Raw genomic sequence first — 25,259 nt, 5'->3', positions numbered from 1 at the left:
CGCGGCGGCGTCACGGAAGGACGGGAGAAGGGACGCTGCGCGGTCGGGCCGGCGTCAGCGACAGAAGATGTCGGCCACGCTGTGCGCGGTCACACCGAGCAGCGCGCGCTGGATGGCGGCGCTCGCGGTCATGGTGTGGTGGTGCGACATGCGGAGAACCATTGCCGATGATCGGACACGTTGTCAACGCGCTTCCGCGCGCACCGGTCAATTACCGGGGAACGCCCAGGGGTTGGGCTTGCACTGGATTCCGTTGATGTCGAGGGACTTGGTCTGCTGCTGCATGATCGGGGCGAGGGCGCCGGGTGTGCGGCAGTTCACGTGTCCGTGGCCGAGCCGGTGGCCGACCTCGTGGTTGATGAGCATCTGCCGGTAGGCGAACATCTGCTCCGGTCCGTACGTCGCGGAGCCCTGCGCCCAGCGGAAGGCGTTGATCATCACCCGCTCCGTGGACGCGGAGTCGCAGGAGACGTTGTCGACGGTGGTGTCGAGGTCGGACTTGGCGCACCAGACGCCGGTGGTCCCGGGGCTGGCGAGGGTGATGACGAAGTCGGACTCGCCGCCCGGCACCCGCTCGAAGGTCCTGCTGCCGCCGTGGCCCCAGCTGCGGTCGTCGTTGAGCGTGCGGTGGACGGCCTCGGCGAAGAGCTGGGCGTCCAGGCCGAGGCCCTGTTCGACGTCGACCCGGTAGCGCACGACCTTGCCCTTGCCCGGGGCCTTGGCCACGCCGGGCACGGTGTCGAAGGTGCCCGGCCCGGCGAGCTTGGCGTCGATGGGCATCTGCAGCGCCATCTGCTGTTCGTACGTCAGCTCCGGCGCGGGCGCGGGTGCGCTGGCGGAGGGCAGGGGCGCGGCCACGGCACCGTTCGGGGTCGGGCGCCCCTCGGACCGGGAGGCGGCCGAGTCGGAGCGTTCCTTGCCGGTGGCGGCGGGTGCGCCGGCCCGGGCGTCGGCGTCGCCCCCGTCGAGGAAGGTCTGGCCCGCGACGACCACGGCGAGGACCGTGGTGACCGCGGCCGCGGCCATCCCGGTGTACGTCAGGGCCTTCTTGCCGCGTCCGGAGGCGGGCCGGTCCTCGGCGGGCGCCACGGGTTCGGCGGCGGCCGCGGTGGTGGCGGTGCCGGTGGCGGCGGGCACGGGTCCCGGGCCGGCGTCGGCGGGCCTGCGCGGGCCCGGCACGCGGCGGTGCGAACCGGTGGAGGTGAAGGCGTCGAAGTCCGGCACGGGTGCCTGGGGGGCCAGGGTGACCTGCGGGAAGCCGACCGCGGGCGTGCCGAAGGCCGGTGTGTCGCCGTCGCGGGGCTCGGAGGGGGCGGCGGATCTCGGGGCGGGCTCCTCCGCGGGGCGGGGGCGCGGCACCCCGTGCCAGTCCCCGTACACCGAGTCGGGCCGGGCTCCCCAGGCGCCGCCCGGCTCGTACTGCTGCGGGTGACCGGCGGGACGCGCGGCGGAGGGCGGGTCCTGCTGCGCGTACCCCTGGTGGGTGACGGTCGGTTCGGGCCACCCGGCGAACGGGTCGCCGTTGGCGAACACGTCGTCGTACGCGAAGGGGTCACCGGGGGCGAAGGAGTCCGGCTGCGCCGTCGGGCGTGCTGCGGAGGGCGCCGCGACCGGAGCGGACTCCGGAGCGGGCGCCGCGGATTTTCGACTGTGTCGTCCCACTGTGCTCTAGCCCCGCCCGTCCTCGGTGTTCCCGGCTGCCCCGGCCGCCCCTTCGGTGTCCCGCAGCAGCTCCGTGAAGGCCGCGGCCACCACCTCGGGGTACTCCATCATCGCCACGTGCCCGGCCCCGGGCAGACACAGCAGTCGCGAACCCCGGAAGGCCGCTGCGGCCCTGTGGGCCATACGGTACGAGACCAGCTGGTCGCGGCCGCCGTAGACCAGCAGGGTCGGGGCGAGCACCCGCTGGGCCTGGCGCCACAGTCCGTGCTGGCCGCCGAGGGTGTAGGCGTCGACGATGCCCCGCGAGGAGCGCGTCATCACGTCCCAGAAGTACGGCAGGGCCATCCGCCGCTCCATCTCCTCCACGGCGCGCGCGAAGCCCTCGGGCGTCACCCGGGAGGGGTCGCCGTAGCAGAGGGCCGTCACTCCCCGGGTGCGCTGTTCGGCGGTGAGACCCCGGGTCAGCCGGGTGAAGAGACCGGCCACCCCGGGCACGGCGAGCAGGGCGGTCGGCACGGCCGACCGCTGCACGCGCAGCTCGGGCAGGGCGGGCGAGACCAGCGTCAGGGTGCGCACGAGGTCGGGCCGCACGGCGGCGACGCGCGTGGAGACGGCGCCGCCGAGGGAGTTGCCGAAGAGGTGGACGGGGCCGCGGCCGGCCGCGTCGAGGTAGCGGATGACGGCGCGGGCGAAGGCGGTGACGGAGTAGTCCCGGTCGGCCGAGGGCGGGGACCAGCCGAAGCCGGGCAGGTCCAGGGCCTCGCCGTCGACGGTGTCCTCCAGCCGGGCCATCAGCTCGGACCAGTTCTGCGAGGAACCGCCCAGGCCGTGCACGAAGAGCGCCGGCGGCAGGTCCGTGCGCCGCGGTGGGCGCGTCCGGACGGCGACTTCCAGTCCGGGCAGGCGGGCGGTGCGCAGCTGCTCTCCGTCGGCCGGCCGGGCCCCTCCTCCGGCGGAGGAGGGTTCGGAGGGGGACCGCACACCCGGCGGCTCGGTCGAAGACATGCGGGCAATGTTACGAGAGGATCACGCTCCACTTGTTGTGTTCGCGGTCACAGACACATGACGGATCCGCATAGCGGTGCCACCCCGATCCTCCTACGCTCGTAAGTGAGCAAAGGAAGCGAGGGGAGCGGCATGACTGTCGACCCTGCGGAGCCGGACACCTTCCGGCAGCCGTTTCCGGAATCCCTCGATCCTGAGGCGCCCGAGGCCGATGTGGCGGAGCAGCTGGCGGATCTCACGCCGGGCGAGGACGACCCGGCCGACGCCCGGGAGGCGGACGAGGCCGCGGACGGCGATGCCGCCGAGCAGGCGCGGGTGGTGCAGCTCGACGAGGACGACTACCGCTGACCGACCGCTGACCAGCGCCTCCGGGCGGTCCGTACCGCGAGAAAACTCGGCCGGAACCCTCCAGATTCGGTTACCGAAAAGTACGATGGCGGCGCGGCGCAGAGCGCCTGTGTTCCGATGAGAAAGTGGGAGGCGGCGTGACAGCCATCGAGCAGACCGAGGCAGCGCGTCCGCGGGGTACGCGACTGCCGCGCCGCGCCAGGCGCAACCAGCTGCTGGGCGCGGCCCAGGAAGTGTTCGTCGCGCAGGGCTACCACGCCGCCGCGATGGACGACATCGCCGAGCGCGCCGGAGTGAGCAAGCCGGTCCTCTACCAGCACTTCCCCGGGAAGCTGGACCTGTACCTGGCCCTGCTGGACCAGCACTGCGAGGCACTGCTGCACGCCGTGCGGACGGCGCTGGAGTCGACGACGGACAACAAGCTGCGCGTGGCCGCCACGATGGACGCGTACTTCGCGTACGTGGAGGACGAGGGCGGCGCCTTCCGGCTGGTCTTCGAGTCCGACCTGACGAACGAGCCGGCGGTGCGCGAGCGCGTCGACCGCGTCTCGCTGCAGTGCGCCGAGGCCATCTCCGACGTGATCGCCGAGGACACCGGCCTGTCCAAGGACGAGTCGATGCTGCTGGCCGTCGGCCTGGGCGGGGTGTCGCAGGTCGTCGCCCGCTACTGGCTGTCGAGCGAGAGCCCGGTCGCCCGTGAGACGGCCGTCGGTCTGCTGACCTCGCTGGCCTGGCGGGGCATCGCCGGCTTCCCGCTGCACGGCACGGAGGCCTGACGGTCCGCAGGCCCGACGGCGGTGAGACCTGACGGCCCGGCGGGCCGCTGCCGCCGGTGTTCGCTGCGAGCATGTCCGCCACGCGCGATCCGTGTCCCCTCTCCGGGCTAATGTGGACCGCGTACGGCGCGGCTGATCGCGCGAACCGGATCGTCGGAGGGACAAAGCCGTGGAGGTCAAGATCGGCGTGCAGCACGCACCCCGGGAGATCGTGCTGGAGAGCGACCTGAGCGCCGAGGAGCTGGAGAGCATCGTCACCGCCGCGCTGTCCGGCAACGTGCCGCTGCTGAGCCTCACCGACAGCAAGGGCCGCAAGGTCCTGGTGCCGTCCGACCGTCTGTCGTACATCGACCTGGGCGAGCCGGCCGCGCGCAAGGTCGGTTTCGGCGCGCTCTGAGAACTGTCCGAAACGGCCCGGTGGTTGACTCCACCGGGCCGTTTCTCTTTCTTCCGCTTCGGGTAGGACCGCAGTGACCCGGTTTGCCCTGACGTATGGGAGAGACCAGATGGTGCTGTTGGAAGTGTTCGGATCCGCCCTGCTGGGCCTCGGCCTGTCCGCGGCGGCCGTCCGGGCACTCGCGCCCCGGCTCCCCTCTCCGAGAGTGGTGCTGGCCAGCGGGGTGCTGGGGGCGCTGTTCGGCGCCTATCTGACCCACTTCGCGCTGGGCCCGGGGCACTACACGCTGATGGCGACGTTCGTCGGGTCGGTCCTGGTGTCCGCGGTCGTGCTCTCGCTGCTGCTGCGTCCCGCACCCCGGGCGCGCAGGCGGTCCCCGAGGACTCCGATTTCGCTTCCGTCGCGGGGCTGACCCCTGAGGCACGCACGGCTCGGCCCCGGCGCGTCGGACGCGCCGGGGCCGAGGTGTGCCGGAGTCCGGTCAGGCGGCCAGGCCGAGGGCCGCCATCCGCTTGGTGTGCGCCTTGGTGATGCGCGTGAACATCTCCCCGACGGCCGCCAGGTCGAAGCCGGCGGCCATCCCGTCGACTCCGCCGACGAGCATGGTCGAGAGCGCGTCGCGCTCGGCGACCACGCGCTGGGCCTGCGACAGGGCCTCGCCCATCAGGCGGCGGGCCCACAGCGCGAGCCGGCCGCCGCAGCGCGGGTCCGCCTCGATCGCGGCGCGCACCTTTTCGACGGCGAAGTTGCCGTGGCCGGTGTCGTCGAGCACACCGAGCACCAGGGCGCGGGTGTCGGTGTCCAGGTGCGAGGCGACCTCGCGGTAGAAGTCACTGGCGATGGAATCGCCGACGTACGCCTTGACGAGGCCCTCCAGCCAGTCCGACGGCGCGGTCTGGCGGTGGAAGTCGTCGACGCCGCGGGCAAAGGGCTCCATGGCGGCGGTGGGCTCGGCCTCGATCTTCGCGAGACGGTCGCGCAGCTGCTCGAAATGGTGGAATTCGGCGGAGGCCATCGCGGCGAGCTCGGCCTTGTCGTCCAGGGTGGGCGCGAGCTTCGCGTCCTCCGCGAGGCGCTCGAAGGCCGCGAGCTCTCCGTAGGCGAGCGCGCCGAGCAGGTCCACGACGGCGGCCCGGTACTGCGGCGAGGCAGAGGCGGTCGCCCAGTCCTGGGAGGCGATCCCCGTGGATTCGGCGGGGGTGCTGTCGTCGGCGGGCGAGGCGTTTTCTACGGTCGGCATGCACCGCACAATAGCCCGCCGAATGGGGCCATGAACCACCTGCCCTGTCCAGCTAAACCCACCTCCCCGGTGAATTCACCCGACACACCTGCGCGATTCCGAGGTACAGTGGTAATGCGCCTGCCGAATACTCGGCGGGCCATCCGAATGAGGATGCCCGGTCGGTGGCCCGATCGGCTCCAACCGACCGCCCTCGGTGTGGTGCGTACGTCCATGCGTACCGCCTCCCACGAGGGGCCCCCTCAGCGGCAGATGCGCTTGAGCGAAGGCCAGTGGTCCCGCGCAGCTTCGTACGTCGTAGTACTGCAAGCACGGCACGGTAGGACCCCCTTCGCCGCCTCGCGCCGCGTCTCACAGAAGAGGCAGCACCCTGACTACGTTCCGAGACCTCGGGATCTTTCCCGAGACGGCCGAGGCGCTTGAAGCCGTCGGCATCGTGTCCCCCTTCCCGATCCAGGAGATGACCCTCCCCGTCGCCCTCTCCGGCACGGACGTCATCGGCCAGGCCAAGACCGGTACCGGCAAGACGCTCGGTTTCGGCCTTCCCCTGCTGGAGCGGGTCGTCGTCCCCGCGGACGTCGAGGCCGGCCGGGCCCTGCCCGGTCAGCTGACCGACACCCCGCAGGCCCTCGTGGTGGTTCCGACCCGCGAGCTGTGCACCCAGGTCACCAACGACCTGCTGACCGCCGGCAAGGTCCGCAACGTCCGCGTCCTGGCCATATACGGCGGCCGGGCCTACGAGCCCCAGGTCGAGGCCCTGAACAAGGGTGTCGACGTGATCGTCGGCACCCCGGGCCGCCTGCTCGACCTGGCCGGGCAGAAGAAGCTCGACCTGTCGCACGTCAAGGCGCTCGTCCTGGACGAGGCCGACGAGATGCTCGACCTCGGCTTCCTGCCCGACGTCGAGAAGATCATGAACCTGCTTCCGGCGAAGCGCCAGACCATGCTGTTCTCGGCGACCATGCCGGGCGCGGTCATCGGCCTGGCCCGCCGCTACATGACGCAGCCCACGCACATCCGCGCCGTCTCCGAGGACGGCGAGGGCGCGACCGTCGCCAACATCACGCAGCACGTCTTCCGTGCGCACAACATGGACAAGCCGGAGCTCGTCGCCCGCGTACTGCAGGCCGAGGGCCGCGGTCTGGCGATGATCTTCTGCCGTACCAAGCGCACGGCGGCCGACATCGCCGAGCAGCTGGAGAAGCGCGGCTTCGCCTCCGGCGCCGTCCACGGCGACCTGGGCCAGGGCGCCCGCGAGCAGGCGCTGCGCGCGTTCCGCAACGGCAAGGTCGACGTACTGGTCTGCACCGACGTCGCCGCACGCGGCATCGACGTCGAGGGTGTGACCCACGTCATCAACTACCAGACGCCGGAGGACGAGAAGACCTTCCTGCACCGCGTGGGCCGCACCGGCCGCGCGGGCAACAAGGGCACCGCCGTCACCCTGGTCGACTGGGACGACATCCCGCGCTGGCAGCTGATCAACAAGGCGCTGGAGCTGGACTTCCACGACCCGCTGGAGACGTACTCCACCTCGCCGCACCTGTTCGAGCAGCTGAACATCCCGGCCGGCACCAAGGGCATCCTGCCGCGCGCCGAGCGCACGCGGGCCGGCCTGAAGGCCGAGGAGCTGGAGGACCTGGGTGAGACCGGCGGCCGCGGTGGCCGTGGCGCCCGCTCCGCCACCGTGACCGAGGAGCGTCCGGCCCGTACGCGCACGCCGCGCCAGCGGCGCCGTACGCGGGGCGGTGCCGAGGTGGGTGCGGAGGCCGCCGTCACCCCGATCGCCGAGGCTCCGCAGGCGCCGGCCGCCGACGAGCCGCGCAAGCCGCGCCGTCGCCGGACCCGCGTGGGTGCGGTTCCGGCCCAGGCGGCCGTCGCGGCCCCGGTGGCCGAGGCGCCGGCCGCCGCGCCCGCCGCCGCCCCCGTGGCAGCGGCCGTACCGGTCGCCGAGGAGGCCCCGGCCAGGCCGCGGCGCGCCCGCGTCCGCAAGGTCGAGGCCGCCCCGGAGCCGGACTTCCAGATGGCCCCGCCCGTCGAGCCCGTCCGGGCCCGGCGTCCGCGGCGGATCGTGGAGACCACCCCGGAGCCGGACTTCCAGATGGCCCCGCCGGTCGAGCCGGTCCGCGCGCGCCGCACCCGCAAGGCCGCGGCCGCCCCGGTGACCCCGGTCGCCGAGGCCCCGGTCGTGGCCGAGGAGGCCCCGGCCAAGCCCAAGCGGACCCGCACCCGCAAGACCGCGGAGGCCGCGCCGGCCGTCGCCGTCGCCACCGAGGTGGCGGAGGAGGCTCCGGCCAAGCCGAAGCGGACGCGCACCCGCAAGGCCGCCGCGGCTCCGGTCGCCGAGGCCGCCGTCGTGGCGGAGGAGGCTCCGGCCAAGCCGAAGCGGACCCGCACCCGCAAGGCCGCGGCCGCGCCGGAGGCGTAGGGCCGCAGGTACCTGCCACGGCCCCGCACCCCTTTCCGGAGGGTGCGGGGCCGTCGGCGTTCCCCGGCCGCGCCGGGGGCTACGGGCCGGTAACCTCTGGCCATGAGCAAGCCGCCCCGCCTGACGCTGCCGCCTGTCGCCCGCGCGTACCGCCTGTCCACCGACCGCGGCCCCTTCGCCGTGCACGAGGCCGGCGAGCCGGTCCGCGGCACGGCCCTGCTGGTCCCGGGCTTCACGGGCAGCAAGGAGGACTTCATCGCCCTGCTGGAGCCGCTCGCCGCCGCGGGCTTCCGGACGGTCGCCGTCGACGGCCGCGGCCAGTACGAGACCCCCGGCCCGCGCGAGGAGTCGGCGTACGGGCTGGAGGAGCTGGCGCGGGACGTGCTCGCCCAGGTGCGGGCGCTGGGGACGGGTCCCGTGCACCTGGCCGGGCACTCCCTCGGCGGGCTGGTCTCGCGCGCCGCCGTACTGCGCGACGCCTCGCCCTTCGCCTCGCTCACCCTGATGAGCAGCGGCCCGGCCGCCATCGCGGAGGAGCAGCAGGAGCGGACGAAGCTGCTGGTGGCGGCGCTGGAGGCGATGGGCGACGACATGCCGGGGATCTGGGAGGCGATGCGCGCCCACGATCCGCAGGACGCCGTGCCGGACTCCCCCGAGCTGACGCGGTTCCTGCGCGAGCGGTGGCTGGCGACCGTGCCCGAGCAGCTGATCGTCACCGGCAGGGCGCTGATCTGCGAGCCGGACCGGGTGGCGGAGCTGGGACGGGTCCCGCTGCCGAAGCTGGTCCTGTCGGGGGCCGTGGACTACGCCTGGCCGGTTCCGCTGCTGGACGACATGGCCCGGCGCCTGGGGGCGCGCAGGGTCGTGGTGCCGGGCACGGAGCACTCGCCGAACGCCGAGGACCCGCAGACCACGGCCGCCGCGCTGGCCGCGTTCTGGGGCGCGCCCGGGGACCCTGTCGTTAGCCAGTGAAAAAATTTCTTTAGCGTAGGGAATGATTGAGGTCTACACTTCGTTGGACCAGTGCAAGAGAACACTGACGAAGGGAGAAGCCCGTGCGCTTCGAGATTCTGCGCCTGGACGACGTCGACGGGACCGCCGTGGACAGCACCGTCGTGGACGCGTCCTCCGTCAACCGGATCGTGCAGCAGGCCGCGTCGATCGGCCAGCGCATCCTGATCCGACCGGCCGAGAGTGCGTCCTGCTGACGCCCAGCACGAGACGTTCACGCCCCCGCACCGGGACCGGTGCGGGGGCGTCGTCGTAGGCGGGCGGCGCGCCGGGGCGGTCAGGCCCCCTGCACCACCTGGAGCACGCCGTTGATGATCTGCTGGACGGCGATGGCGGAGAGCATCATGCCCGCGAGCCGCGTCACGAGAACCACGCCGCCGTCCTTGATGACCCGGATGATCACCAGCGAGTAGCGCATGGTGATCCACAGCACCACGTGCATGGCGACGATCGCGGCCCAGACGGAGATCTGCCCGGCCGCCCCGTCCGCCTTCTGCACGGCGAGGATGACGGACACGATCGCACCGGGGCCGGCGAGCAGGGGCATGCCGAGCGGGACCAGGGCGACGTTCACGTCCTTGGTCTGCTTGGGCTCGTCGGTCTTGCCGGTGAGCAGGTCGAGCGCGATGAGCAGGAGCAGCAGACCACCGGCGATCATCAGCGCCGGGACCGAGACGTGCAGGTAGTCCAGGATCTGCTGACCGCAGATGCCGAAGACCGCGATGACGCCGAAGGCCACGCAGACGGCCTGCCAGGCCATCCGGCGCTGCACCTTGACGGGGCGTCCGGAGGTCAGGGCCAGGAAGATCGGCGTGATCCCCGGGGGGTCCATAATCACAAAAAGGGTGAGAAAGAGGGATCCGAAGACGGCGAAGTCGAACACAGAGATGCCTTGCAGGAGAGAGGGGTGTCGCGAGAAAGGAGTGGAGAACGGGTGGAGCGGGCCGGGTCGGGGCCGGTCAGCGCTCGCGTCCGCCGGCGCCGGGCACGGGGAAGGCCCCCGTCGCGCGGCGCGTGATCTCGCCGTAGATCTCGGGGTCGGTGGTGTACTCCCCGAGGCGGCAGGTCTTGCGGCTGCCGTGGTAGTCGCTGGATCCGGTGGTCAGCAGGCCGAGTTCCGCCGCGAGGCCGCGCAGCCGCACACGGGTGCCGGCGTCGTGGTCCATGTGGTCCACCTCGATGCCGTCCAGGCCCGCGGCCGCCAGCTCGGCCATCGCGGACTCCGGCACGCACCGGCCGCGCTTGACGGCGGCGGGGTGCGCGAAGACGGTGACGCCGCCGGCCGCCTTCACCAGGCGTACGGCGTCGAGGGCGTCGAGCTCGTGCTTGTCGGCGTAGGCGCGACCGCCGTCGGCGAGCCACTGCGGCGTGAAGGCGTCCGAGACCGTGCGCACGACGCCGAGTTCGACCAGGGCGGTCGCGATGTGCGGCCGGCCGACCGAGCCGTCGCCGGCGATCCGCGCCACCTGTTCCCAGGTGACGTCCACGCCGAGCGCCCGCAGCTTGTCGACCATGGTGCGGGCCCGCGGGACCCGGTCGTCGCGGACGAGTTCGCGCTCGCGGGCGAGCTCGGGCTCCTCCGGGTCGAAGAGGTAGGCGAGCATGTGCACGCCGATCCCGTCGAGCCGGCAGGACAGCTCGGCACCGGTCACCAGCGTCAGGCCGGCCGGAAGGGCGGCGAGCGCCTCGGCGTGCCCGCCCACGGTGTCGTGGTCGGTCAGCGCGACGACGTCCAGCCCGGCCGCGGCGGCGCCCCGCACGAGTTCGGCCGGGGTGTCCGTACCGTCGGAGGCCGTGGAGTGGGTGTGCAGGTCGATGCGCACAGCCGGGCTCCAGGGGTCGTACGTACGGTCGGGGGACGCTCCAGGATAACCGGGCGCAGGCCCTCCGCACCGACGGCCCCGGGCCGGGGAGCTCAGGCCGGGCCGAGGATCCGCGGGCTCAGGGCACCGCACGGGAGGAGCTCGACCTCGGCGCCCGCGTCGCGGAGGTCGGTGAGGACGAGCTCGTCGTAGAGGAGCAGGCCGGACTGCTGCGGCCAGACGATCGCCCACAGCCACAGGCCGCGCGCCTCCCCGGCGAAGACGGCCCGGTCCTCGGGGCCGCCGCTGACGTGCCAGAGCGGGGTCGGGCGGCCCGCCGCGACCACCTTGGCGTGGGGCGGGCCCGCCACGTCGATGGAGGTGCCCGGGTCGGGGCCGTCGATGCCCGCGTAGCGCGCGCCCAGGCCCACGCCCAGTTCCTCCGCGATGAGCAGCAGCTCGCCGATGCCCCCCAGCGGCCCGGGGCCCGAGCAGGCCACCGCCGTGGCCCGGCCGCCGCTGCGGTCGTCACCCGCGGAGGCCACCCCCGTGAACAGCCACCCCACCGGGAGCGGCCAGGGCATCCACACCGGCACCCGCGCCCGGTGGACGACGACGCCGAGGCCCTCCACGCTCGGCGGGATGACGGGCTGCAGGGGGTGGACGGTGCCGTGCGCCGCGCACTGCCAGGAGTCGGAGAAGAGTCCGGGCGCCCTGACCCGGCCACCGCACTTCGGGCAACTCGGTTCACCCCTCATAGGTAGCCACGCTCCTCCCCGCCCGGCCGCCCGTCAAGGCATGGTCACCCGTCCGGGCTGTCAGTCCAGGGCGACGGCGCCGCGCAGCGGATCCCTCAGGTCCGTTCCGCGCGCGAGCCAGCGTTCCTGGAGGGCGGCCGCGCCGTGCACCCGTTTCCAGGCAGCCTCGTTGGGCGTCATGGGAAGGAGGGGGAGGAAGCGCACCGGATCCATCGGCTCGTCGAGGTCGAGGTCCTCGACCAGGCCGCCCGGCTCGGCGACGAGGACGGAGGTGAACGGGGCCCCGTCCCAGAGCGGCCCGCCCACGTCCAGCGAGGCGCCCGGAGCCACGATCAGCCCCTCCACCTGCGGGGACGCCGCCAGCACGGCGAGCGGCCGGAGGAGCTTGTCGGTGGCCGCCAGTCCGGCCCGCACGGTCAGTACGAGCTCGGCGCGCGGGCCCCGTACGGGATCGGCGACCACGGCGGTCGGGTCGGTCATGGGGTGCGCGGACATGCCGAGGGTCGCGTACCGCACGAGGTCCCCCTCGGCGAAACGGAGTACCTCGATGCGGTCGGTGCCCAGGAAGGTGACGGCGGCGCGCGCGTCGGGTTCACCGAACGCGGTGCGCAGCCGGGCTTCGACGAGGGCCAGAATTTCTGCCATGCAGCGAGCATAGAACTCGTATCAGGCGGGTAAAGGGCGGGTCTTGACCATCCGTCGGCTGATAGTGTTGACAGCTGTTCGGGGCCGCACGCAGAAGCGTTGTTTCGGTGCCCCGAAGACAGGACGTCCCCTACGGGGGACCGGCCGGAGGAGGTGGGGCTGCGGTGGACCGAAGTCGATCGTGCAGTACCAATCGCTCTTCCGCTTCTCCGGCGGGCGCTTCCCGCCCTCTGTGATCTTCTGTGATCTTCGTGATCCCTGATCGGTAGAAGAGCGACGGCAGAACGTTGTCCTCCCGTCCTGTTTCCCTCGTGCCGGCCCGGGCCTGCCCGCCCGCGGTACCGAGGGTCTCCCACCCGTACGGTCCGCAGCCGTGCGTGCGAAGGAGCCTGCCATGTCGATGCTGCCCTACCTGCGTGCGGCCGTACGTCCGTCGCTGCGCAAGTCCACCCCCGTCCAGCCCGGCTACGACGCCACCCGCGACCCGTCGGCCAGCAGCGCGGTGGTCGACTGCGCCGTGTACCGCGACGGGCGGCGGGTGCAGGGAACCTCCTGCCTGACCCCCCGTGAGGCGATCCGCCGGGTGCGCGAGGACGGCGGCTTCGCCTGGATCGGCCTGCACGAGCCGACGGAGGCCGAGTTCGCGGGGATCGCCGCGACCTTCGGACTGCACCCGCTGGCCGTGGAGGACGCGGTCCACGCGCACCAGCGGCCGAAGCTGGAGCGGTACGACGACACCCTCTTCACCGTCTTCAAGACGATCCACTACGTCGAGCACGCCGAACTGACCGCCACCAGCGAGGTGGTGGAGACCGGCGAGGTGATGTGCTTCACGGGCCCGGACTTCGTCATCACCGTCCGGCACGGCGGCCAGGGCTCCCTCCGGGGCCTGCGCCACCGCCTCCAGGACGACCCCGACCTGCTGGCCAAGGGCCCCTCCGCCGTCCTGCACTCCCTCGCCGACCACGTGGTCGACGGCTACATCGCGGTCGCCGCGGCGGTGCAGGACGACATCGACGAGGTGGAGAGCGACGTGTTCGCGCCCCCCGCCAAGGGCCGTGCGCGCGGCGGTGACGCGGGCCGCATCTACCAGCTCAAGCGCGAGGTGCTGGAGTTCAAGCGGGCGGTGTCGCCGCTGCTGCGCCCGATGGAGCTGCTGAGCGAGCGGCCGATGCGGCTGGTGGACCCCGACATCCAGAAGTACTTCCGCGACGTCGCCGACCACCTCGCCCGGGTGCACGAGCAGGTGGTGGGCTTCGACGAGCTGCTCAACTCGATCCTCCAGGCCAACCTCGCGCAGGCGACGGTCGCCCAGAACGAGGACATGCGCAAGATCACTTCGTGGGCGGCGATCATCGCCGTGCCGACGATGATCTGCGGGGTGTACGGGATGAACTTCGACCACATGCCGGAGCTCCAGTGGGAGTACGGCTACCCGATGGTGATGGGCACCATCGTCGGCACCTGCTTCACCATCCACCGGGCCCTGCGCCGCCACGGCTGGCTCTAGGTGTTCTGTCAAGGGAGGTTGTGGCCGGGTGATGCAGGTCTCGGCTGAGGGATCTTGAATGGGTGAGGGCCTTCCGGGTTCGGTGTGGATTGCGACGTCTACACCAACCGGCAGAAGGCCCTCATGCCCCACCGTAATGCACCCCTGACCGAGACCGGACGACTGCGCCTGGCCCGCTGCGTGGTCGAAGACGGCTGGCCGCTGCGACGCGCGGCCGACCGGTTCCAGGTCTCGCCCACCACTGCCCAGCGGTGGGCCGCCCGCTACCGGACCCTGGGCGAGGCCGGCATGTACGACCGGTCCTCCCGCCCGCACCACAGCCCGCGCCGCACCCTGACCCGCACCGAACGCCGGATCATCAAGGTCCGCGTCCTGCGCCGGTGGGGACCCGCCCGCATCGCCCACCTGCTCGGCCTGGTGCCCTCCACCGTGCACCGAGTGCTGACCCGGTTCGGCCTGGCCCGCCTGTCTCACCTGGACCGGGCCACCGGCCGGCCCATACGACGCTACGAACGCGACAAGCCCGGCGAACTCGTCCACGTCGACATCAAGAAGCTCGGCAACATCCCCGACGGCGGCGGTCACAAGGCCCTCGGCCGACAGGCCGGCCGCAAGACCAGGTCCGGCACGGGCTACAGCTACATCCACACCGCCGTCGACGACCACTCCCGCCTCGCTTACAGCGAGATCCACACCGACGAGAAGAAGGAGACCGCCACCGCGTTCTGGGCCCGGGCACAGGCCTACTTCACCAGCGTCGGGATCACCGTCGAACGCGTCCTGACGGACAACGGCGCCTGCTACAAGTCCCAGGCCTGGCGCGACACCCTGGCGGCGGCCGGGATCACCCACAAACGAACCCGGCCCTACCGGCCCCAGACCAACGGCAAAGTCGAACGCCTCAACCGCACCCTGCTCGACGAATGGGCCTACGCCCGCCCCTACCAGTCAGAGCAGGAACGACGTGACGCGTTCCCCGGCTGGCTGCACTCCTACAATCACCACCGCGGACACACCGCGCTCGCAGGCAAACCACCCGCCAGCCGCGTCCCCAACCTCACAGGGCAATACATCTAGGGCTCCGCCCGGCCCGCCGTCCTTCCGTGCCCCGGACCCGTCCCCGGCCGGAACGGCGGACCCCCTACCCTGTGCGCATGACTCTCAGCGCGCTCGACCTGGCCCTCGTCGAGGAGGCCACCAAGAAGTCCGGCCTGATCTGGGTCCGCGGCGCCGGGGCCGACCGGGCCCTGTGGCACGCCTGGCTGGACGGCGCCGCGCACGTGCTGGGCGACGGACCGGGCGAGCAGCCGTTCCCGGGCCTGGCGGACGGTTCCTCCGCCGAGGTGACCGTACGGAGCAAGGACAAGGGCGGACGGCTCGTGGCCTGGACGGCGACCGTGCGCGAGCTCCCGCCCCGCGGGGAGGAGTGGCAGGCGGCCGTCGCCGAGCTGAAGGGCAAGCGGCTGAACGCGCCCGACTCGGAGGAGATGACCGAGCGGTGGGCGCGGGAGTGCCGGCTGCTGCGGCTGGAGCCGGAGTCGGTCCGCTCCCTCCCGGACGGGTCCCTGGCCGCGGCCCCGCTCGGGTCCCCGGCGACGACCCGGCGCCCCGTGCCGGCCGGTCTGCCGAAGCTGCTGTTCCGGCGCAAGCGGGCCGGCAGGTCCTGACGGGCGACCGGGCCCCGGACCGCCGACGGCGCTACGGGGTGGTCGGGTTCGCGCCCTGACCGGATCCCTTGGTGGAGCCGGGAGCGGGCTCGCCGCCCTGTTCCTTCGTCGTCGGCAGCTGGCTCCCGTAGTCGACGGTCTGGTCCTGCGCCGGCGGGTCGAGCTGGAACGGCTTGCCCCACTCGGCGAGTTCCACCCGGCCGGCGCCGCCCGCCCGCTCCATCAGCAGCGGGTACGGGGTCCCCTCCAGGGACACCGACAGCTTGCCGCCCTTGCCCTCGTCCGCGGTGACCTGCACGGCTCGGGTGGAGCCGACCTTGGCGTAGGCGCCCTTCGACAGCTTGCCCTCCAGGCCCAGCAGCCCGTCCAGGAGGACGTTCATGTCCGTGAACCCGCGGAACTGCTTGTAGGAGGGGTCGCCCTCGGGCACCTTCACGTACTTGTCGCCGAGCTTGCCGGCCGAGTCGGACTCCCCCCAGAAGGCCGCGCTGGCCTTCAGGTACAGCTGCTCCCCCACCCGCAGCAGTTGGAAGGTGTCCTCCTTGGACTTCACCTCGCCGGAACCGCCGTCCGACTTCAGCCGCATGTCGACGGTGAAGGACTTCCCCCCGCTCACCAGCGTGCCCGACAGGTGCACCGACCCGGCCTCCGTCGCGGCGGCCTTCGCCTTCGCCTCGATCTTGTCCGCGGAGAGCTTGCCGACACCGTTCGTGCCCTCGTCGGGGTCCTCCCCGCACCCCGTACCGGTGACGGAGAGACCCGCGCACAGCACACCGATGAAGGCGGCCCGGCGCAGCCGCGCGGCAGGGAAGTAGGCGGTCACGTGCGGGTGCCTCTCGTCGGTCGTCTGCGGGCAGCAGGCAGCGTACCCGCCCGTGCTCGGCGGCCCGCGACCGCTCCCCGGGCTCCGGGCGGCCCCGGGCGGCCCTCCCCACCAGGACGCTTCGCCGCGGCACGGGCTAGCCTGAGGGGCGGCACGACTGTTGATTGACGCTCTAGGAGGCGCTCGGATGGCTGCAGGCGCCCCGCGGATCTTCGTCTCGCATCTGTCGGGTGTGCCCGTCTTCGATCCCAACGGCGACCAGGTCGGCCGGGTCCGCGACCTCGTCGCGATGCTCCGGGTCGGCGGCCGTCCGCCGCGGCTGCTGGGGCTGGTGGTCGAGGTGGTCAGCCGGCGCCGCATCTTCCTCCCCATGACCCGGGTCACGGGCGTGGAGTCGGGCCAGGTCATCACCACCGGCGTCATCAACATGCGGCGCTTCGAACAGCGCCCCACCGAGCGGCTGGTCCTCGGCGAGCTGCTGGACCGGCGGGTGACGCTGGTCGCCACCGAGGAGGAGGTCACCGTCCTGGACGTGGCCATCCAGCAGCTGCCGGCCCGCCGGGACTGGGAGATCGACAAGATCTTCGTACGGAAGGGCAAGTCGGGTGCGCTGCGCCGGCGCGGCGAGGCCGTGACGGTGGAGTGGTCGGCCGTGACGGGCTTCTCGCTGGAGGAGGACGGGCAGGGCGCCGAGAACCTCGTCGCCACCTTCGAGCAGATGCGGCCCGCGGACGTGGCGAACGTCCTGCACCACCTGACGCCGAAGCGGCGCGCCGAGGTGGCCAACGCCCTCGACGACGACCGGCTCGCCGACGTGCTGGAGGAGCTGCCCGAGGACGAGCAGGTGGAGATCCTCGGCAAGCTGAAGGAGGAGCGCGCCGCCGACGTCCTGGAGGCGATGGACCCCGACGACGCGGCCGACCTGCTCTCCGAGCTGCCCGAGGACGACAAGGAGCGGCTGCTGACGCTGATGCAGCCCGACGACGCCGCCGACGTGCGCCGCCTGCTGTCGTACGAGGAGAACACCGCGGGCGGGCTGATGACCACCGAGCCGATCGTGCTGCGGCCCGACGCGACGGTCGCGGACGCGCTGGCCCGGGTACGGCAGGCGGACCTGTCGCCGGCGCTGGCGGCGCAGGTGTACGTGTGCCGGCCGCCGGACGAGACGCCCACGGGCAAGTACCTGGGCACGGTGCACTTCCAGCGGCTGCTGCGCGACCCGCCGTTCACGCTGGTGAGCTCCATCGTGGACACCGACCTCCCGCCGCTGCGGCCCGATGCCTCGCTGCCCGCCGTCACCACGCACCTCGCCGCGTACAACATGGTGGCCGTGCCGGTGGTCGACGAGAGCGGGTCGCTGCTGGGCGCGGTGACGGTCGACGACGTCCTGGACCACCTGCTGCCGGACGACTGGCGCGAGACGGACTTCCACTCGGAGGAGGCGCTGCGTGGGCACTGAGCGCGGGCGCGGCGAGCAGTCGCGCGAGCGGCGCCGGGAGCAGATCCGGGAGCGGCGGGAGCAGGCCCGGCTGCAGTCGGCGCGCGAGCACGGGCAGCCGCCGGAGGGGGCGGAACGTTCCGCCGAACGGGCGGCCAAGTCCGCGCCGACGGGGTCGAGCGCCCTGAACCGGCCCCGGGTGCGCCTGGACCTGCCGCGGGCGCCGCGGCGCTCACTGCTGCCCGAGTACGACCCGGAGGCCTTCGGCAGGCTGTCGGAGCGGGTGGCGCGCTTCCTGGGCACGGGCCGGTTCATCGTCTGGATGACGCTGGTCATCATCCTCTGGGTGCTGTGGAACGTCTTCGCCCCGGACAACCTGCGCTTCGACGAGTACCCCTTCATCTTCCTGACGCTGATGCTGTCGCTCCAGGCCTCGTACGCGGCCCCGCTGATCCTGCTCGCGCAGAACCGCCAGGACGACCGCGACCGGGTCACGCACGAGCAGGACCGCAAGCAGAACGAGCGGTCGATCGCCGACACCGAGTACCTCACCCGGGAGATCGCGGCACTGCGCATGGGCCTCGGCGAGGTGGCGACGCGCGACTGGATCCGCTCGGAGTTCCAGGACCTGATCAAGGAGATGGACGAGCGCCGGCTATTCCCCGCGGAACGTGATGAAGGCGACCGCTGATCGGCTTACCCGAGCCCTGCTACCGAGCCGTACCATCGGGACATGGCTACCGACACAAGCTCCGCCGCCGTGCCTGAGCAGGACGCGATCCTGGACGCTCTGGCGACGGTGAACGACCCCGAGATCCACCGGCCGATCACCGAGCTCGGCATGGTCAAATCGGTGGAGATCGGCGACGGCGGCGCGGTCGCCGTCACGGTCTACCTGACCGTGTCGGGCTGCCCCATGCGCGAGACGATCACCAAGAACGTGACCGAGGCGGTCGAGAAGGTCGCCGGCGTCACCTCCGTTTCGGTGACGCTGGACGTCATGAGCGACGAGCAGCGCAAGGACCTGGCGGCCACGCTGCGCGGCGGCACCGCCGAGCGCGAGGTCCCCTTCGCCAAGCCGGGTTCGCTGACCCGCGTCTACGCGGTCGCCTCCGGCAAGGGCGGCGTCGGCAAGTCCTCCGTCACGGTCAACCTGGCCGCGGCGATGGCCGCGGACGGCCTGAAGGTCGGCGTGGTCGACGCGGACATCTACGGCCACAGCGTGCCGCGGATGCTGGGTGTCGACGGCCGCCCCACCCAGGTCGAGAACATGATCATGCCGCCCTCCGCCAACGGCGTGAAGGTCATCTCCATCGGCATGTTCACCCCCGGCAACGCGCCGGTCGTGTGGCGCGGCCCGATGCTCCACCGGGCCCTCCAGCAGTTCCTGGCCGACGTGTTCTGGGGCGACCTGGACGTGCTGCTGCTCGACCTCCCGCCGGGCACGGGCGACATCGCGATCTCCGTGGCGCAGCTCGTGCCGAACGCCGAGATCCTCGTGGTCACCACCCCGCAGCAGGCGGCCGCCGAGGTGGCCGAGCGGGCCGGCTCCATCGCCGTGCAGACCCACCAGAAGATCGTCGGTGTCGTCGAGAACATGTCGGGCCTTCCGTGCCCGCACTGCGACGAGATGGTGGACGTCTTCGGCTCGGGCGGCGGCCAGAAGGTCGCGGACGGCCTGACGAAGACGGTCGGCGCGACCGTGCCCGTACTGGGCCAGATCCCGATCGACGTGCGGCTGCGCGAGGGCGGCGACGAGGGCAAGCCCGTCGTCCTGTCCGACCCGGACTCCCCGGCCGGCGCGGCGCTGCGCGCGATCGCGGGCAAGCTGGGCGGCCGGGCCCGCGGCCTGTCGGGCATGTCGCTGGGCATCACCCCGCGCAACAAGTTCTGACCCGGCTTCACCACGAAGGGCGCCGCTCACCGAGCGGCGCCCTTCGCGTTGCGGCGGGCCCGTCGGCCGGGCCCGCAGCGCGGCCTACTCGTACGTGCCGAGGTCGGTGATGGCGGCGAAGCCGAGCCCGTAGGCGCTCATCCCTCGTCCGTAGGCGCCCAGGTGGACGCCGTTGCCGGTGGAGCCGGCCAGCACCCAGCCGAACTCGGACTCGCGGTAGTGGAAGGTCGTCGGCTCGCCGTCCACGGGCAGCGACAGCGTGGACCAGTCCTCGCCGTCGAGGTCGTCGGCGAGCTCCCAGGCCGCCTCGGTCTGCTGGTCGAGCCAGTCGTCGCGCAGGGCGTGGTCCATCTGCCCGGGCCAGCTGTACGCCAGCAGACCGGAGCCGGCCAGCCAGGCCGCCGAGGAGACCGAGGTGGCCTCCAGGACCCCGGTGCCGTCACTGCTGCGGCGCAGCGGGTTGCTCGCGACGGTGATCACCACCGCGAACCGCTCCTTCTCGCCCGTCGCCAGCTCGCCGCGGGCGGAGGGCTCGTCGCCGTGCCCGGTGGAGCCGTGCTCCACGGTGCCGTCGGCGGCGGTGCCGACCTGCATCAGCCGGCGCGGGCCCGTGAAGGCCCCGTCCAGGCCGTACCAGGGGAAGTCGGCAGCCAGGAACCCCTCGGCCGTCCGGCGGGCCGCCGGGACGGGCGCGGAGCCCTCCGGCGGCTGCGTCTCGGCCCCGGGGCCGGTATGCGCTTCGGTGTGCGGGTCCTTGCCCGGTTCTTGATCGGGTGCGGCGGCGGGTGCCTCGGCGGTCTGTGCGCCTACCAGGCTGCTGCGCGTCGTCTCCATTGGGCGGCCTCTCGTTCCGTGGGGTCCGGAACGGCCCTCCCCCTCGTCGTGCTGGGGGGACCCCCTCCCTCGGGCGTCCCGCGATCCGGACAGATGGAGGATAGCCATCCCGTCCCGGATCCCCGGGCAGGCTGCGTCAGGTGGCGTCGGCGTCGAAGCGGGCGCGCGGCTCCACGGCGGGGGCGGCGGGCTTCTTCAGCAGGTCGGGACCGGCCGCCGGGGCGGCCGGGTCGGCGGCGGAGTTCTTCACGGCGTCGCCGACGTCGTTCAGCTCCTTGCGCAGGTCGAAGCTGCCGCGGATGTCCTTGAGGTCCTCGTTCTCGCTGAGCTGCTTGCGGATGAACGTCTTGGGGTTCAGGTCCTCGAACTCGAAGTCCTTGAACTCCGGCCCCAGCTCCGAGCGGATGTCGTGCTTGGCACTGTCGGAGAACGCGCGGATCTTCCGGATGAAGCCGGTGACGTCCTGGATGACCTTGGGGAGCTTCTCGGGCCCGAAGATGAGGATGCCCAGCACCACGATCGTGACGAGTTCGAGTGCGCCTATGTCGTTGAACACCTTGCCGCTCCTCGGCTCTCTGTCACTTCGGGCCCGAAGACACGGTACCCGGCCTTGTCCCCGCGCCCATACCTGCGTACCGGACCGCCGGCGGATTCACCCGGCCGTCATCACGCGCTCACGAGCCGTTCGCCGACCCGAGCACCACCTCCAGTGTGCGGTCCCGGCCGCCGCGCTCGACGGTCAGCGTCAGGCGGTCGCCGGGCCGGTGGGCCCTGATCTTGACGATCAGCTCGTCACCGCCCCGGACGCGCTGCCCGTCCACCTTGGTGATCACGTCGCCGGCCCTGATCCCGGCGCGCGCCGCCGGCCCGTCGGCGACCACGGACGGCTTGCCGTCCTCCCCCTTGTCCCCCACCCGGGCTCCGTCGCCCGTGTAGTCCATGTCGAGGGTGACCCCGATGACAGGGTGCGTGGCACGGCCGGTGGCGATGAGTTCCTCCGCCACGCGCTTGCCCTGGTTGATGGGGATGGCGAAGCCCAGGCCGATGGAGCCGCCCTGCCGGGTGGGGTCGTCCTTGTCCGCCCCGCGGATCGCGCTGTTGATGCCGACGACGTGGGCCCGGGCGTCCAGCAGGGGGCCGCCGGAGTTGCCGGGGTTGATGGGGGCGTCCGTCTGCAGCGCGTCGACGTAGCTGATGTCGCTGCCGTCCCCCTTGTCGCCGCCCGCCGTGACCGGCCGGCCGGTGGCGCTGATGATGCCGGCGGTGACCGTGTTGGAGAGGTCGAAGGGCGCGCCGATGGCCACGACCGGGTCGCCGACCTTCACGTTCTCGGAGTTGCCCAGGCTCAGCGGCCGCAGCCCGCGCACCCCGGCGACCTTGACCACGGCCAGGTCGTAGCCCGAGTCGCGGCCGACCAGCTCGGCGGTGACGCTCTCGCCGGTGCTGAAGGTGACCGCTATCTCCTTGGCCCCGGCGACCACGTGGTGGTTGGTCAGGATGTGTCCCTGCGGGTCGAGGACGAAGCCGGTCCCCGTGCCGCCGCCCTTCTCGCCGCGCACGTGCAGGGTCACCACCCCGGGCAGTGCGGTCGCCGCGATCCCGGCGACGCTCTCGGGCGCCCGGCCCTTGTCCGCGACCGCGGCCTGCGGCAGCTCCAGCCGGGTGCTGCTGCTGCGCTCGGCGAGCACCCCGACGTATCCGCCGATCGCGCCCGCGAGCAGGGCCGCCGCCGCGCCGACCGCCGCGACCTGCCACAGCCGGAAGCCCCGGTCCCGCGCGCCACGGTCCACGATCTGCAGGGGCCGGTCGCCCCAGGGGTCGTAGCGCACGCCGGGCTCCGGGGAGCCGGCGCCGGCTGCGGCATCGGGGGCCGTACCGGCCTCGGCGGTGGCCGCGGGCCCGTCCGCGCCGCCCCCCGGCCCCTCAGCGGTGCCGGGACGCGGGGCGGGCACCCCCGCAGGGGGACCGTCGGCCGTCCCGGTCCCCTCGGGCCGGCTCCACCACTTCGGAGCCGGATCGGTCTGCTGGCTGTCGGCCATGGGCGCTCCCCGCGTACCTGTGCGCTTGCCCGGCCGATTCAACCAGGTCCCGGGTCAGCGCAGCAGGGAGACCGGACGGGCCGGTACGGGCGGGGAGGGCTGGAGCGGCCCCAGCGGGGTCGCCACGGCCGACAGGAGCGTCGGTACGGCCGCGGGGGTGGGGAGCCGGTCGCGGACCGCCGCGTCGGACACGGGCAGGGCCGGGCCGGTTCGGGTGGCGGGGGCCGGGGAGTCACCGCGTACGTTCGGATCGGCGCCCTCCAGCGGAAGCGTCCCGCCCAGGGCGAGCGCGGCCAGGGACACCGCTCCGGCGGCCACGAAGGCGAACCGGCGGCGCGGCCGGCCCACTTCGTGGATGCGGAAGCCCTCCTCCTGGGGGGCGGCGGCCGCCACGGGCAGCCCGTACGCGAACGCGTCGAAGGGGTCGGGACCGGTGGTGCCCGACGGTCCTCCCGGGCCGGGCGGGCCGTCCTGACCACCGCCGGGAAGTCCCTGGAGCCGCGCGAGCAGCCCCGCGGACAGCGGTGGCGGCGCGCTCTCCACGAACATGGTCTTCAGACGGCGCTGGGCGTCGGCCTCGGCCTTGCACTTGGCACAGGTCGCCAGGTGGGCCAGGACCCGCTCGCGGGCGTCGTGCTTCAGCTCCCCGTCCACCAGGGCGGCGAGACGGTCGCCCAGGTGCTGTTCGGCAGGGGACGGACTGGCTCCGCTCACTCGGCTCCGCCCTCTCCCCCGGCGCCGGGGGCGCCCGTCGCGACGCCGGCCAGCGCGCGCTGCTCGGCCCGGGCCGCGGGCGAGCGGTGCTTGAGCGCCTTGCGCAGGTGGGAGCGGCCGCGGTGGATGCGGCTGCGCACCGTGCCCAGCTTGACGCCGAGCGTGGCGGCGATCTCCTCGTAGGACAGGCCCTCGATGTCGCACAGCACCACGGCGGCGCGGAACTCGGGGGCGAGGGTGTCCAGGGCCTGCTGCACGTCCGCGTCGAAGTGGGTGTCGTGCAGGACCTGCTGCGGGGACGGCTCGCGGCTCGGCAGCCGCTCCGCGGCGTCGTCGCCGAGCGCGTCGAAGCGGATGCGCTGCTTGCGCCGGACCATGTCGAGGAAGAGGTTCGTCGTGATGCGGTGCAGCCAGCCCTCGAAGGTGCCGGGCGTGTAGGTGGACAGCGAGCGGAAGACGCGGACGAAGACCTCCTGCGTGAGGTCCTCGGCGTCGTGCTGGTTGCCCGTCAGGCGGTAGGCGAGGCGGTACACCCGCGCGCTGTGCGTGCTGACGATCTCCTCCCACGAGGGAGGGGTCCACGCCTGCGGGCCCGCATCTGCGGCGAAGGTTGCGGTGTCGGCGGTGTGGAAGCGGTCAGCAATGTAGGTCACGGATTTCGGCTCACCCGACGACCAGAGGAGGCGCCTCAGCGCGCCCCTTCGATCCACGGGCGCAGCCGCACCTCCCCTGTCGGCTCTGGTGGTGTCCAGTGGAGTCCCTACCATAGCCACCCCCTCTGTCAGCTCCGGATAAGGGTTTTTGCATTTTCTTTACGCGAGATCTTGATCTTCAAGCGGTCCCGGCCGCCGTTCTGCCCGGCGGCGTCCCTTCTGGCCCCGCTCCCACCCCACACAACGCCCGGTCCCATCTGCGGGTTCCCGACGTCAGCGGATACAGTCACCGTTGCGCCAACTATGGGGACAGGAGAGGGTCATTAGCGGCAACCGGCAGACGAGCTGGGCGTTCGCCGACGCGTTTGTCGCCGAGGACGACGCTCTGCGATGGGCCCGCGACCGGTCCAGGGAGGCGGGCCTGCGCTCCGTCTCCCCCGGCACCGGCGCAGCGCTGCGCCTGCTGGCGGCCACGGCGGACGCCAAGGCCGTCGCCGAGATCGGCACCGGGACCGGCGTCTCCGGGATCCACCTGCTGCACGGCATGCGGCCGGACGGGGTCCTGACCACGGTCGATCCCGAACCCGACCGGCAGGCCTTCGCCCGCCAGGCCTTCCGCGCCGCCGGCTTCGCCGGCAACCGCGCCCGCTTCATCCCCGGCCGCGCCCTCGACGTCCTCCCCCGCCTCGCCGACGGCGGCTACGACCTCGTCTTCTGCGACGGCGACCCCACCGAGTCCCTCGACTACCTCGCCGAATCGTTGCGCCTGCTGCGCCCCGGGGGACTGGTGTGCTTCGAGGGGGTCTTCTCCGACGGCCGTACGGTCGACTCCGCGGCCCAGCCGGTGGAGGTGCTCCGGGTCCGCGAGCTGCTGCGCAGCGTCCGGGAGAGCCCGGCGCTGGAGGCCGCGCTGCTCCCGGTGGGCGACGGGCTGCTCTGCGCCGTACGCCGCTGAGGCTCGGCGCCCCCGCTCAGGCCAGCAGCGCGAAGGTGAGCGCCGACGCGCCGCCCAGCGCGGTGCCGGCGAGCAGCTGCGCCGGGGTGTGCGCCCGCAGCACCAGCCGGGACCAGGCGATCGCCCCGGCGGCCGCGGCGGCCGGGAGCGCCCGCGGGCCGAAGACGAGCAGCAGGATCATCACCGTGCCGCCCGCCACCGACATGTGGACGGAGATCTGCCAGCCGACGGTCACCAGCAGGGAGGACACGAGGCCCACGAGCATGGCGACGACGAGCGCGAAGACCTCGCGCGGGGCGCCGAGGCCGTGCAGCAGGCCGAGTCCGGCGGCCACGGAGACCAGACTGAGCACCATGGGCACGATCCGCTGGCGCCGCACCCGGATGTGCGCGTCGGTCAGGGCACCCCGACGTACGCCCAGGGTGACGACGGCGATCGGGACCAGGCCGCAGAAGAAGGCGGCGAGCAGGCCCCAGCCGAGTCCGTTCCACGATGCGGTGCTGTGCCATCCGACGAGCAGGAGCAGGGCGACCACGGTGTGCGCGGGCGCCAGCGCGTCGGAGAGGACCCGGGCCGCCTTCTGGCGGGGGGTGCAGTCGGCGAATGCCGGCGGCGCGGGCGGGGAGAAGGTCACGGGGGCGGCTCCACGGACGGTTCGGG

At 72.9% G+C, this 25,259-nt stretch carries 29 protein-coding genes; 14 read left to right on the top strand and 15 right to left on the bottom strand.

The genetic code is table 11. The features are described from left to right. Positions 1–54: 54 nt before the first annotated feature. From ACPU2J_RS22405 to ACPU2J_RS22395, 3 genes are read right to left on the bottom strand one after another with little or no spacing between them, the layout of a single operon-like run. Positions 55–150, bottom strand: a complete 96-nt coding sequence (locus ACPU2J_RS22405; RefSeq protein ID WP_361590331.1) for an Ms4533A family Cys-rich leader peptide — start codon at positions 148–150, stop codon at positions 55–57. A 57-nt stretch (positions 151–207) separates the two neighbouring features. After that, positions 208–1,662, bottom strand: coding sequence for a DUF3152 domain-containing protein (locus tag ACPU2J_RS22400; protein ID WP_420079683.1), 1,455 nt, complete (start codon positions 1,660–1,662; stop codon positions 208–210). 6 nt (positions 1,663–1,668) lie between these two features. Next, positions 1,669–2,667 (bottom strand): alpha/beta fold hydrolase, encoded by a 999-nt coding sequence (locus ACPU2J_RS22395; protein ID WP_420079684.1) that lies wholly within the window; start codon positions 2,665–2,667, stop codon positions 1,669–1,671. Between the two features lie 132 nt (positions 2,668–2,799). Between ACPU2J_RS22395 and ACPU2J_RS22390 the strand changes: the two genes are divergently transcribed. The 4 genes from ACPU2J_RS22390 to ACPU2J_RS22375 all read left to right on the top strand — a co-directional run bounded on the left by ACPU2J_RS22390 (position 2,800) and on the right by ACPU2J_RS22375 (position 4,600). Next, a complete protein-coding gene (locus tag ACPU2J_RS22390) occupies positions 2,800–3,015 on the top strand; it encodes a hypothetical protein (protein WP_399815432.1) in 216 nt (71 codons plus the stop codon). A gap of 137 nt (positions 3,016–3,152) precedes the next feature. Continuing rightward, positions 3,153–3,791 carry a TetR/AcrR family transcriptional regulator gene (locus ACPU2J_RS22385; RefSeq protein ID WP_361590342.1) on the top strand — a complete coding sequence of 213 codons (639 nt, stop codon included), beginning with the start codon at positions 3,153–3,155 and terminating at the stop codon, positions 3,789–3,791. 169 nt (positions 3,792–3,960) lie between these two features. Then, positions 3,961–4,188, top strand: a complete 228-nt coding sequence (locus tag ACPU2J_RS22380; RefSeq protein ID WP_361590345.1) for a DUF3107 domain-containing protein — start codon at positions 3,961–3,963, stop codon at positions 4,186–4,188. 109 nt (positions 4,189–4,297) lie between these two features. Further along, positions 4,298–4,600, top strand: coding sequence for a hypothetical protein (locus ACPU2J_RS22375; RefSeq protein WP_420079685.1), 303 nt, complete (start codon positions 4,298–4,300; stop codon positions 4,598–4,600). Positions 4,601–4,669: 69 nt separating this feature from the next. Here ACPU2J_RS22375 and ACPU2J_RS22370 read toward each other — a convergent pair whose 3' ends face one another. Next, on the bottom strand, positions 4,670–5,428 hold the full coding sequence (locus ACPU2J_RS22370) for a ferritin-like fold-containing protein (protein ID WP_361590347.1): 759 nt from the start codon (positions 5,426–5,428) through the stop codon (positions 4,670–4,672). Between the two features lie 436 nt (positions 5,429–5,864). On the opposite strand from ACPU2J_RS22370, the gene ACPU2J_RS22365 reads away from it, so the two are divergent. From ACPU2J_RS22365 to ACPU2J_RS22355, 3 genes are all read left to right on the top strand, one after another. Beyond that, entirely contained in the window at positions 5,865–7,856 is a 1,992-nt protein-coding gene (locus ACPU2J_RS22365) for a DEAD/DEAH box helicase (RefSeq protein WP_423833881.1), read from the top strand. Positions 7,857–7,958: 102 nt separating this feature from the next. After that, positions 7,959–8,828: an alpha/beta fold hydrolase gene (locus ACPU2J_RS22360; RefSeq protein WP_423833880.1), complete on the top strand. Its 870-nt coding sequence runs from the start codon at positions 7,959–7,961 to the stop codon at positions 8,826–8,828. An 83-nt stretch (positions 8,829–8,911) separates the two neighbouring features. Then, positions 8,912–9,064: a hypothetical protein gene (locus ACPU2J_RS22355; protein WP_361590356.1), complete on the top strand. Its 153-nt coding sequence runs from the start codon at positions 8,912–8,914 to the stop codon at positions 9,062–9,064. A gap of 80 nt (positions 9,065–9,144) precedes the next feature. On the opposite strand, the gene ACPU2J_RS22350 is transcribed toward ACPU2J_RS22355, so the two are convergent. From ACPU2J_RS22350 to ACPU2J_RS22335, 4 genes are all read right to left on the bottom strand, one after another. Next, the gene (locus ACPU2J_RS22350) at positions 9,145–9,750 is read right to left on the bottom strand and encodes a MarC family protein (protein WP_365069725.1); all 606 of its coding nucleotides are present in this window, start codon (positions 9,748–9,750) and stop codon (positions 9,145–9,147) included. A gap of 76 nt (positions 9,751–9,826) precedes the next feature. Further along, a complete protein-coding gene (locus ACPU2J_RS22345) occupies positions 9,827–10,690 on the bottom strand; it encodes a PHP domain-containing protein (protein WP_420079687.1) in 864 nt (287 codons plus the stop codon). Positions 10,691–10,782: 92 nt separating this feature from the next. After that, entirely contained in the window at positions 10,783–11,427 is a 645-nt protein-coding gene (locus tag ACPU2J_RS22340) for a DUF6758 family protein (protein WP_361590365.1), read from the bottom strand. A 60-nt stretch (positions 11,428–11,487) separates the two neighbouring features. Then, positions 11,488–12,072, bottom strand: a complete 585-nt coding sequence (locus ACPU2J_RS22335) for a suppressor of fused domain protein (RefSeq protein ID WP_420079689.1) — start codon at positions 12,070–12,072, stop codon at positions 11,488–11,490. Positions 12,073–12,466: 394 nt separating this feature from the next. Here ACPU2J_RS22335 and ACPU2J_RS22330 point away from each other — a divergent pair, with 394 nt between their 5' ends. From ACPU2J_RS22330 to ACPU2J_RS22320, 3 genes are all read left to right on the top strand, one after another. After that, positions 12,467–13,582, top strand: coding sequence for a magnesium and cobalt transport protein CorA (locus ACPU2J_RS22330; protein WP_420079690.1), 1,116 nt, complete (start codon positions 12,467–12,469; stop codon positions 13,580–13,582). A gap of 123 nt (positions 13,583–13,705) precedes the next feature. Further along, the gene (locus ACPU2J_RS22325; protein ID WP_423833879.1) at positions 13,706–14,659 is read left to right on the top strand and encodes an IS481 family transposase; all 954 of its coding nucleotides are present in this window, start codon (positions 13,706–13,708) and stop codon (positions 14,657–14,659) included. 77 nt (positions 14,660–14,736) lie between these two features. Continuing rightward, positions 14,737–15,249 (top strand): hypothetical protein, encoded by a 513-nt coding sequence (locus ACPU2J_RS22320; protein WP_423833878.1) that lies wholly within the window; start codon positions 14,737–14,739, stop codon positions 15,247–15,249. Between the two features lie 31 nt (positions 15,250–15,280). Here ACPU2J_RS22320 and ACPU2J_RS22315 read toward each other — a convergent pair whose 3' ends face one another. Continuing rightward, positions 15,281–16,072: a hypothetical protein gene (locus ACPU2J_RS22315; protein ID WP_420079692.1), complete on the bottom strand. Its 792-nt coding sequence runs from the start codon at positions 16,070–16,072 to the stop codon at positions 15,281–15,283. A gap of 187 nt (positions 16,073–16,259) precedes the next feature. Here ACPU2J_RS22315 and ACPU2J_RS22310 point away from each other — a divergent pair, with 187 nt between their 5' ends. The 3 genes from ACPU2J_RS22310 (at position 16,260) to ACPU2J_RS22300 (ending at position 19,404) form a co-directional block, all read left to right on the top strand. After that, positions 16,260–17,531 carry a magnesium transporter MgtE N-terminal domain-containing protein gene (locus tag ACPU2J_RS22310; protein WP_420079693.1) on the top strand — a complete coding sequence of 424 codons (1,272 nt, stop codon included), beginning with the start codon at positions 16,260–16,262 and terminating at the stop codon, positions 17,529–17,531. Positions 17,532–17,694: 163 nt separating this feature from the next. Beyond that, positions 17,695–18,201: a DUF1003 domain-containing protein gene (locus tag ACPU2J_RS22305; RefSeq protein ID WP_361590933.1), complete on the top strand. Its 507-nt coding sequence runs from the start codon at positions 17,695–17,697 to the stop codon at positions 18,199–18,201. A 42-nt stretch (positions 18,202–18,243) separates the two neighbouring features. Then, entirely contained in the window at positions 18,244–19,404 is a 1,161-nt protein-coding gene (locus ACPU2J_RS22300; RefSeq protein ID WP_401164533.1) for an Mrp/NBP35 family ATP-binding protein, read from the top strand. A gap of 84 nt (positions 19,405–19,488) precedes the next feature. Here the strand turns inward: ACPU2J_RS22300 and ACPU2J_RS22295 are convergent, their stop codons facing one another. From ACPU2J_RS22295 to sigE, 5 genes are all read right to left on the bottom strand, one after another. Beyond that, positions 19,489–20,238 (bottom strand): hypothetical protein, encoded by a 750-nt coding sequence (locus ACPU2J_RS22295; RefSeq protein ID WP_365488502.1) that lies wholly within the window; start codon positions 20,236–20,238, stop codon positions 19,489–19,491. 136 nt (positions 20,239–20,374) lie between these two features. Further along, positions 20,375–20,794: a sec-independent translocase gene (locus tag ACPU2J_RS22290; protein WP_361590385.1), complete on the bottom strand. Its 420-nt coding sequence runs from the start codon at positions 20,792–20,794 to the stop codon at positions 20,375–20,377. Positions 20,795–20,912: 118 nt separating this feature from the next. Beyond that, positions 20,913–22,277 carry a S1C family serine protease gene (locus ACPU2J_RS22285; RefSeq protein WP_423833877.1) on the bottom strand — a complete coding sequence of 455 codons (1,365 nt, stop codon included), beginning with the start codon at positions 22,275–22,277 and terminating at the stop codon, positions 20,913–20,915. A gap of 54 nt (positions 22,278–22,331) precedes the next feature. After that, positions 22,332–22,991, bottom strand: a complete 660-nt coding sequence (locus ACPU2J_RS22280; protein ID WP_389069041.1) for a zf-HC2 domain-containing protein — start codon at positions 22,989–22,991, stop codon at positions 22,332–22,334. Then, on the bottom strand, positions 22,988–23,758 hold the full coding sequence (sigE, locus tag ACPU2J_RS22275; RefSeq protein WP_423833876.1) for an RNA polymerase sigma factor SigE: 771 nt from the start codon (positions 23,756–23,758) through the stop codon (positions 22,988–22,990). Before sigE ends, ACPU2J_RS22280 begins: the two co-directional genes overlap by 4 nt. Before the next feature lie 178 nt (positions 23,759–23,936). On the opposite strand from sigE, the gene ACPU2J_RS22270 reads away from it, so the two are divergent. Beyond that, a complete protein-coding gene (locus ACPU2J_RS22270; protein WP_136213916.1) occupies positions 23,937–24,599 on the top strand; it encodes an O-methyltransferase in 663 nt (220 codons plus the stop codon). Positions 24,600–24,615: 16 nt separating this feature from the next. Here ACPU2J_RS22270 and ACPU2J_RS22265 read toward each other — a convergent pair whose 3' ends face one another. Then, positions 24,616–25,233 carry a hypothetical protein gene (locus ACPU2J_RS22265; RefSeq protein ID WP_420079695.1) on the bottom strand — a complete coding sequence of 206 codons (618 nt, stop codon included), beginning with the start codon at positions 25,231–25,233 and terminating at the stop codon, positions 24,616–24,618. Positions 25,234–25,259: the final 26 nt, after the last annotated feature.

Source organism: Streptomyces manipurensis, from assembly GCF_049570255.1.
Taxonomy (GTDB): domain Bacteria; phylum Actinomycetota; class Actinomycetes; order Streptomycetales; family Streptomycetaceae; genus Streptomyces; species Streptomyces manipurensis.
The sequence above is the reverse complement of the archived record's forward strand: the minus strand, read 5'-3'. Positions and strand labels throughout refer to the sequence as shown.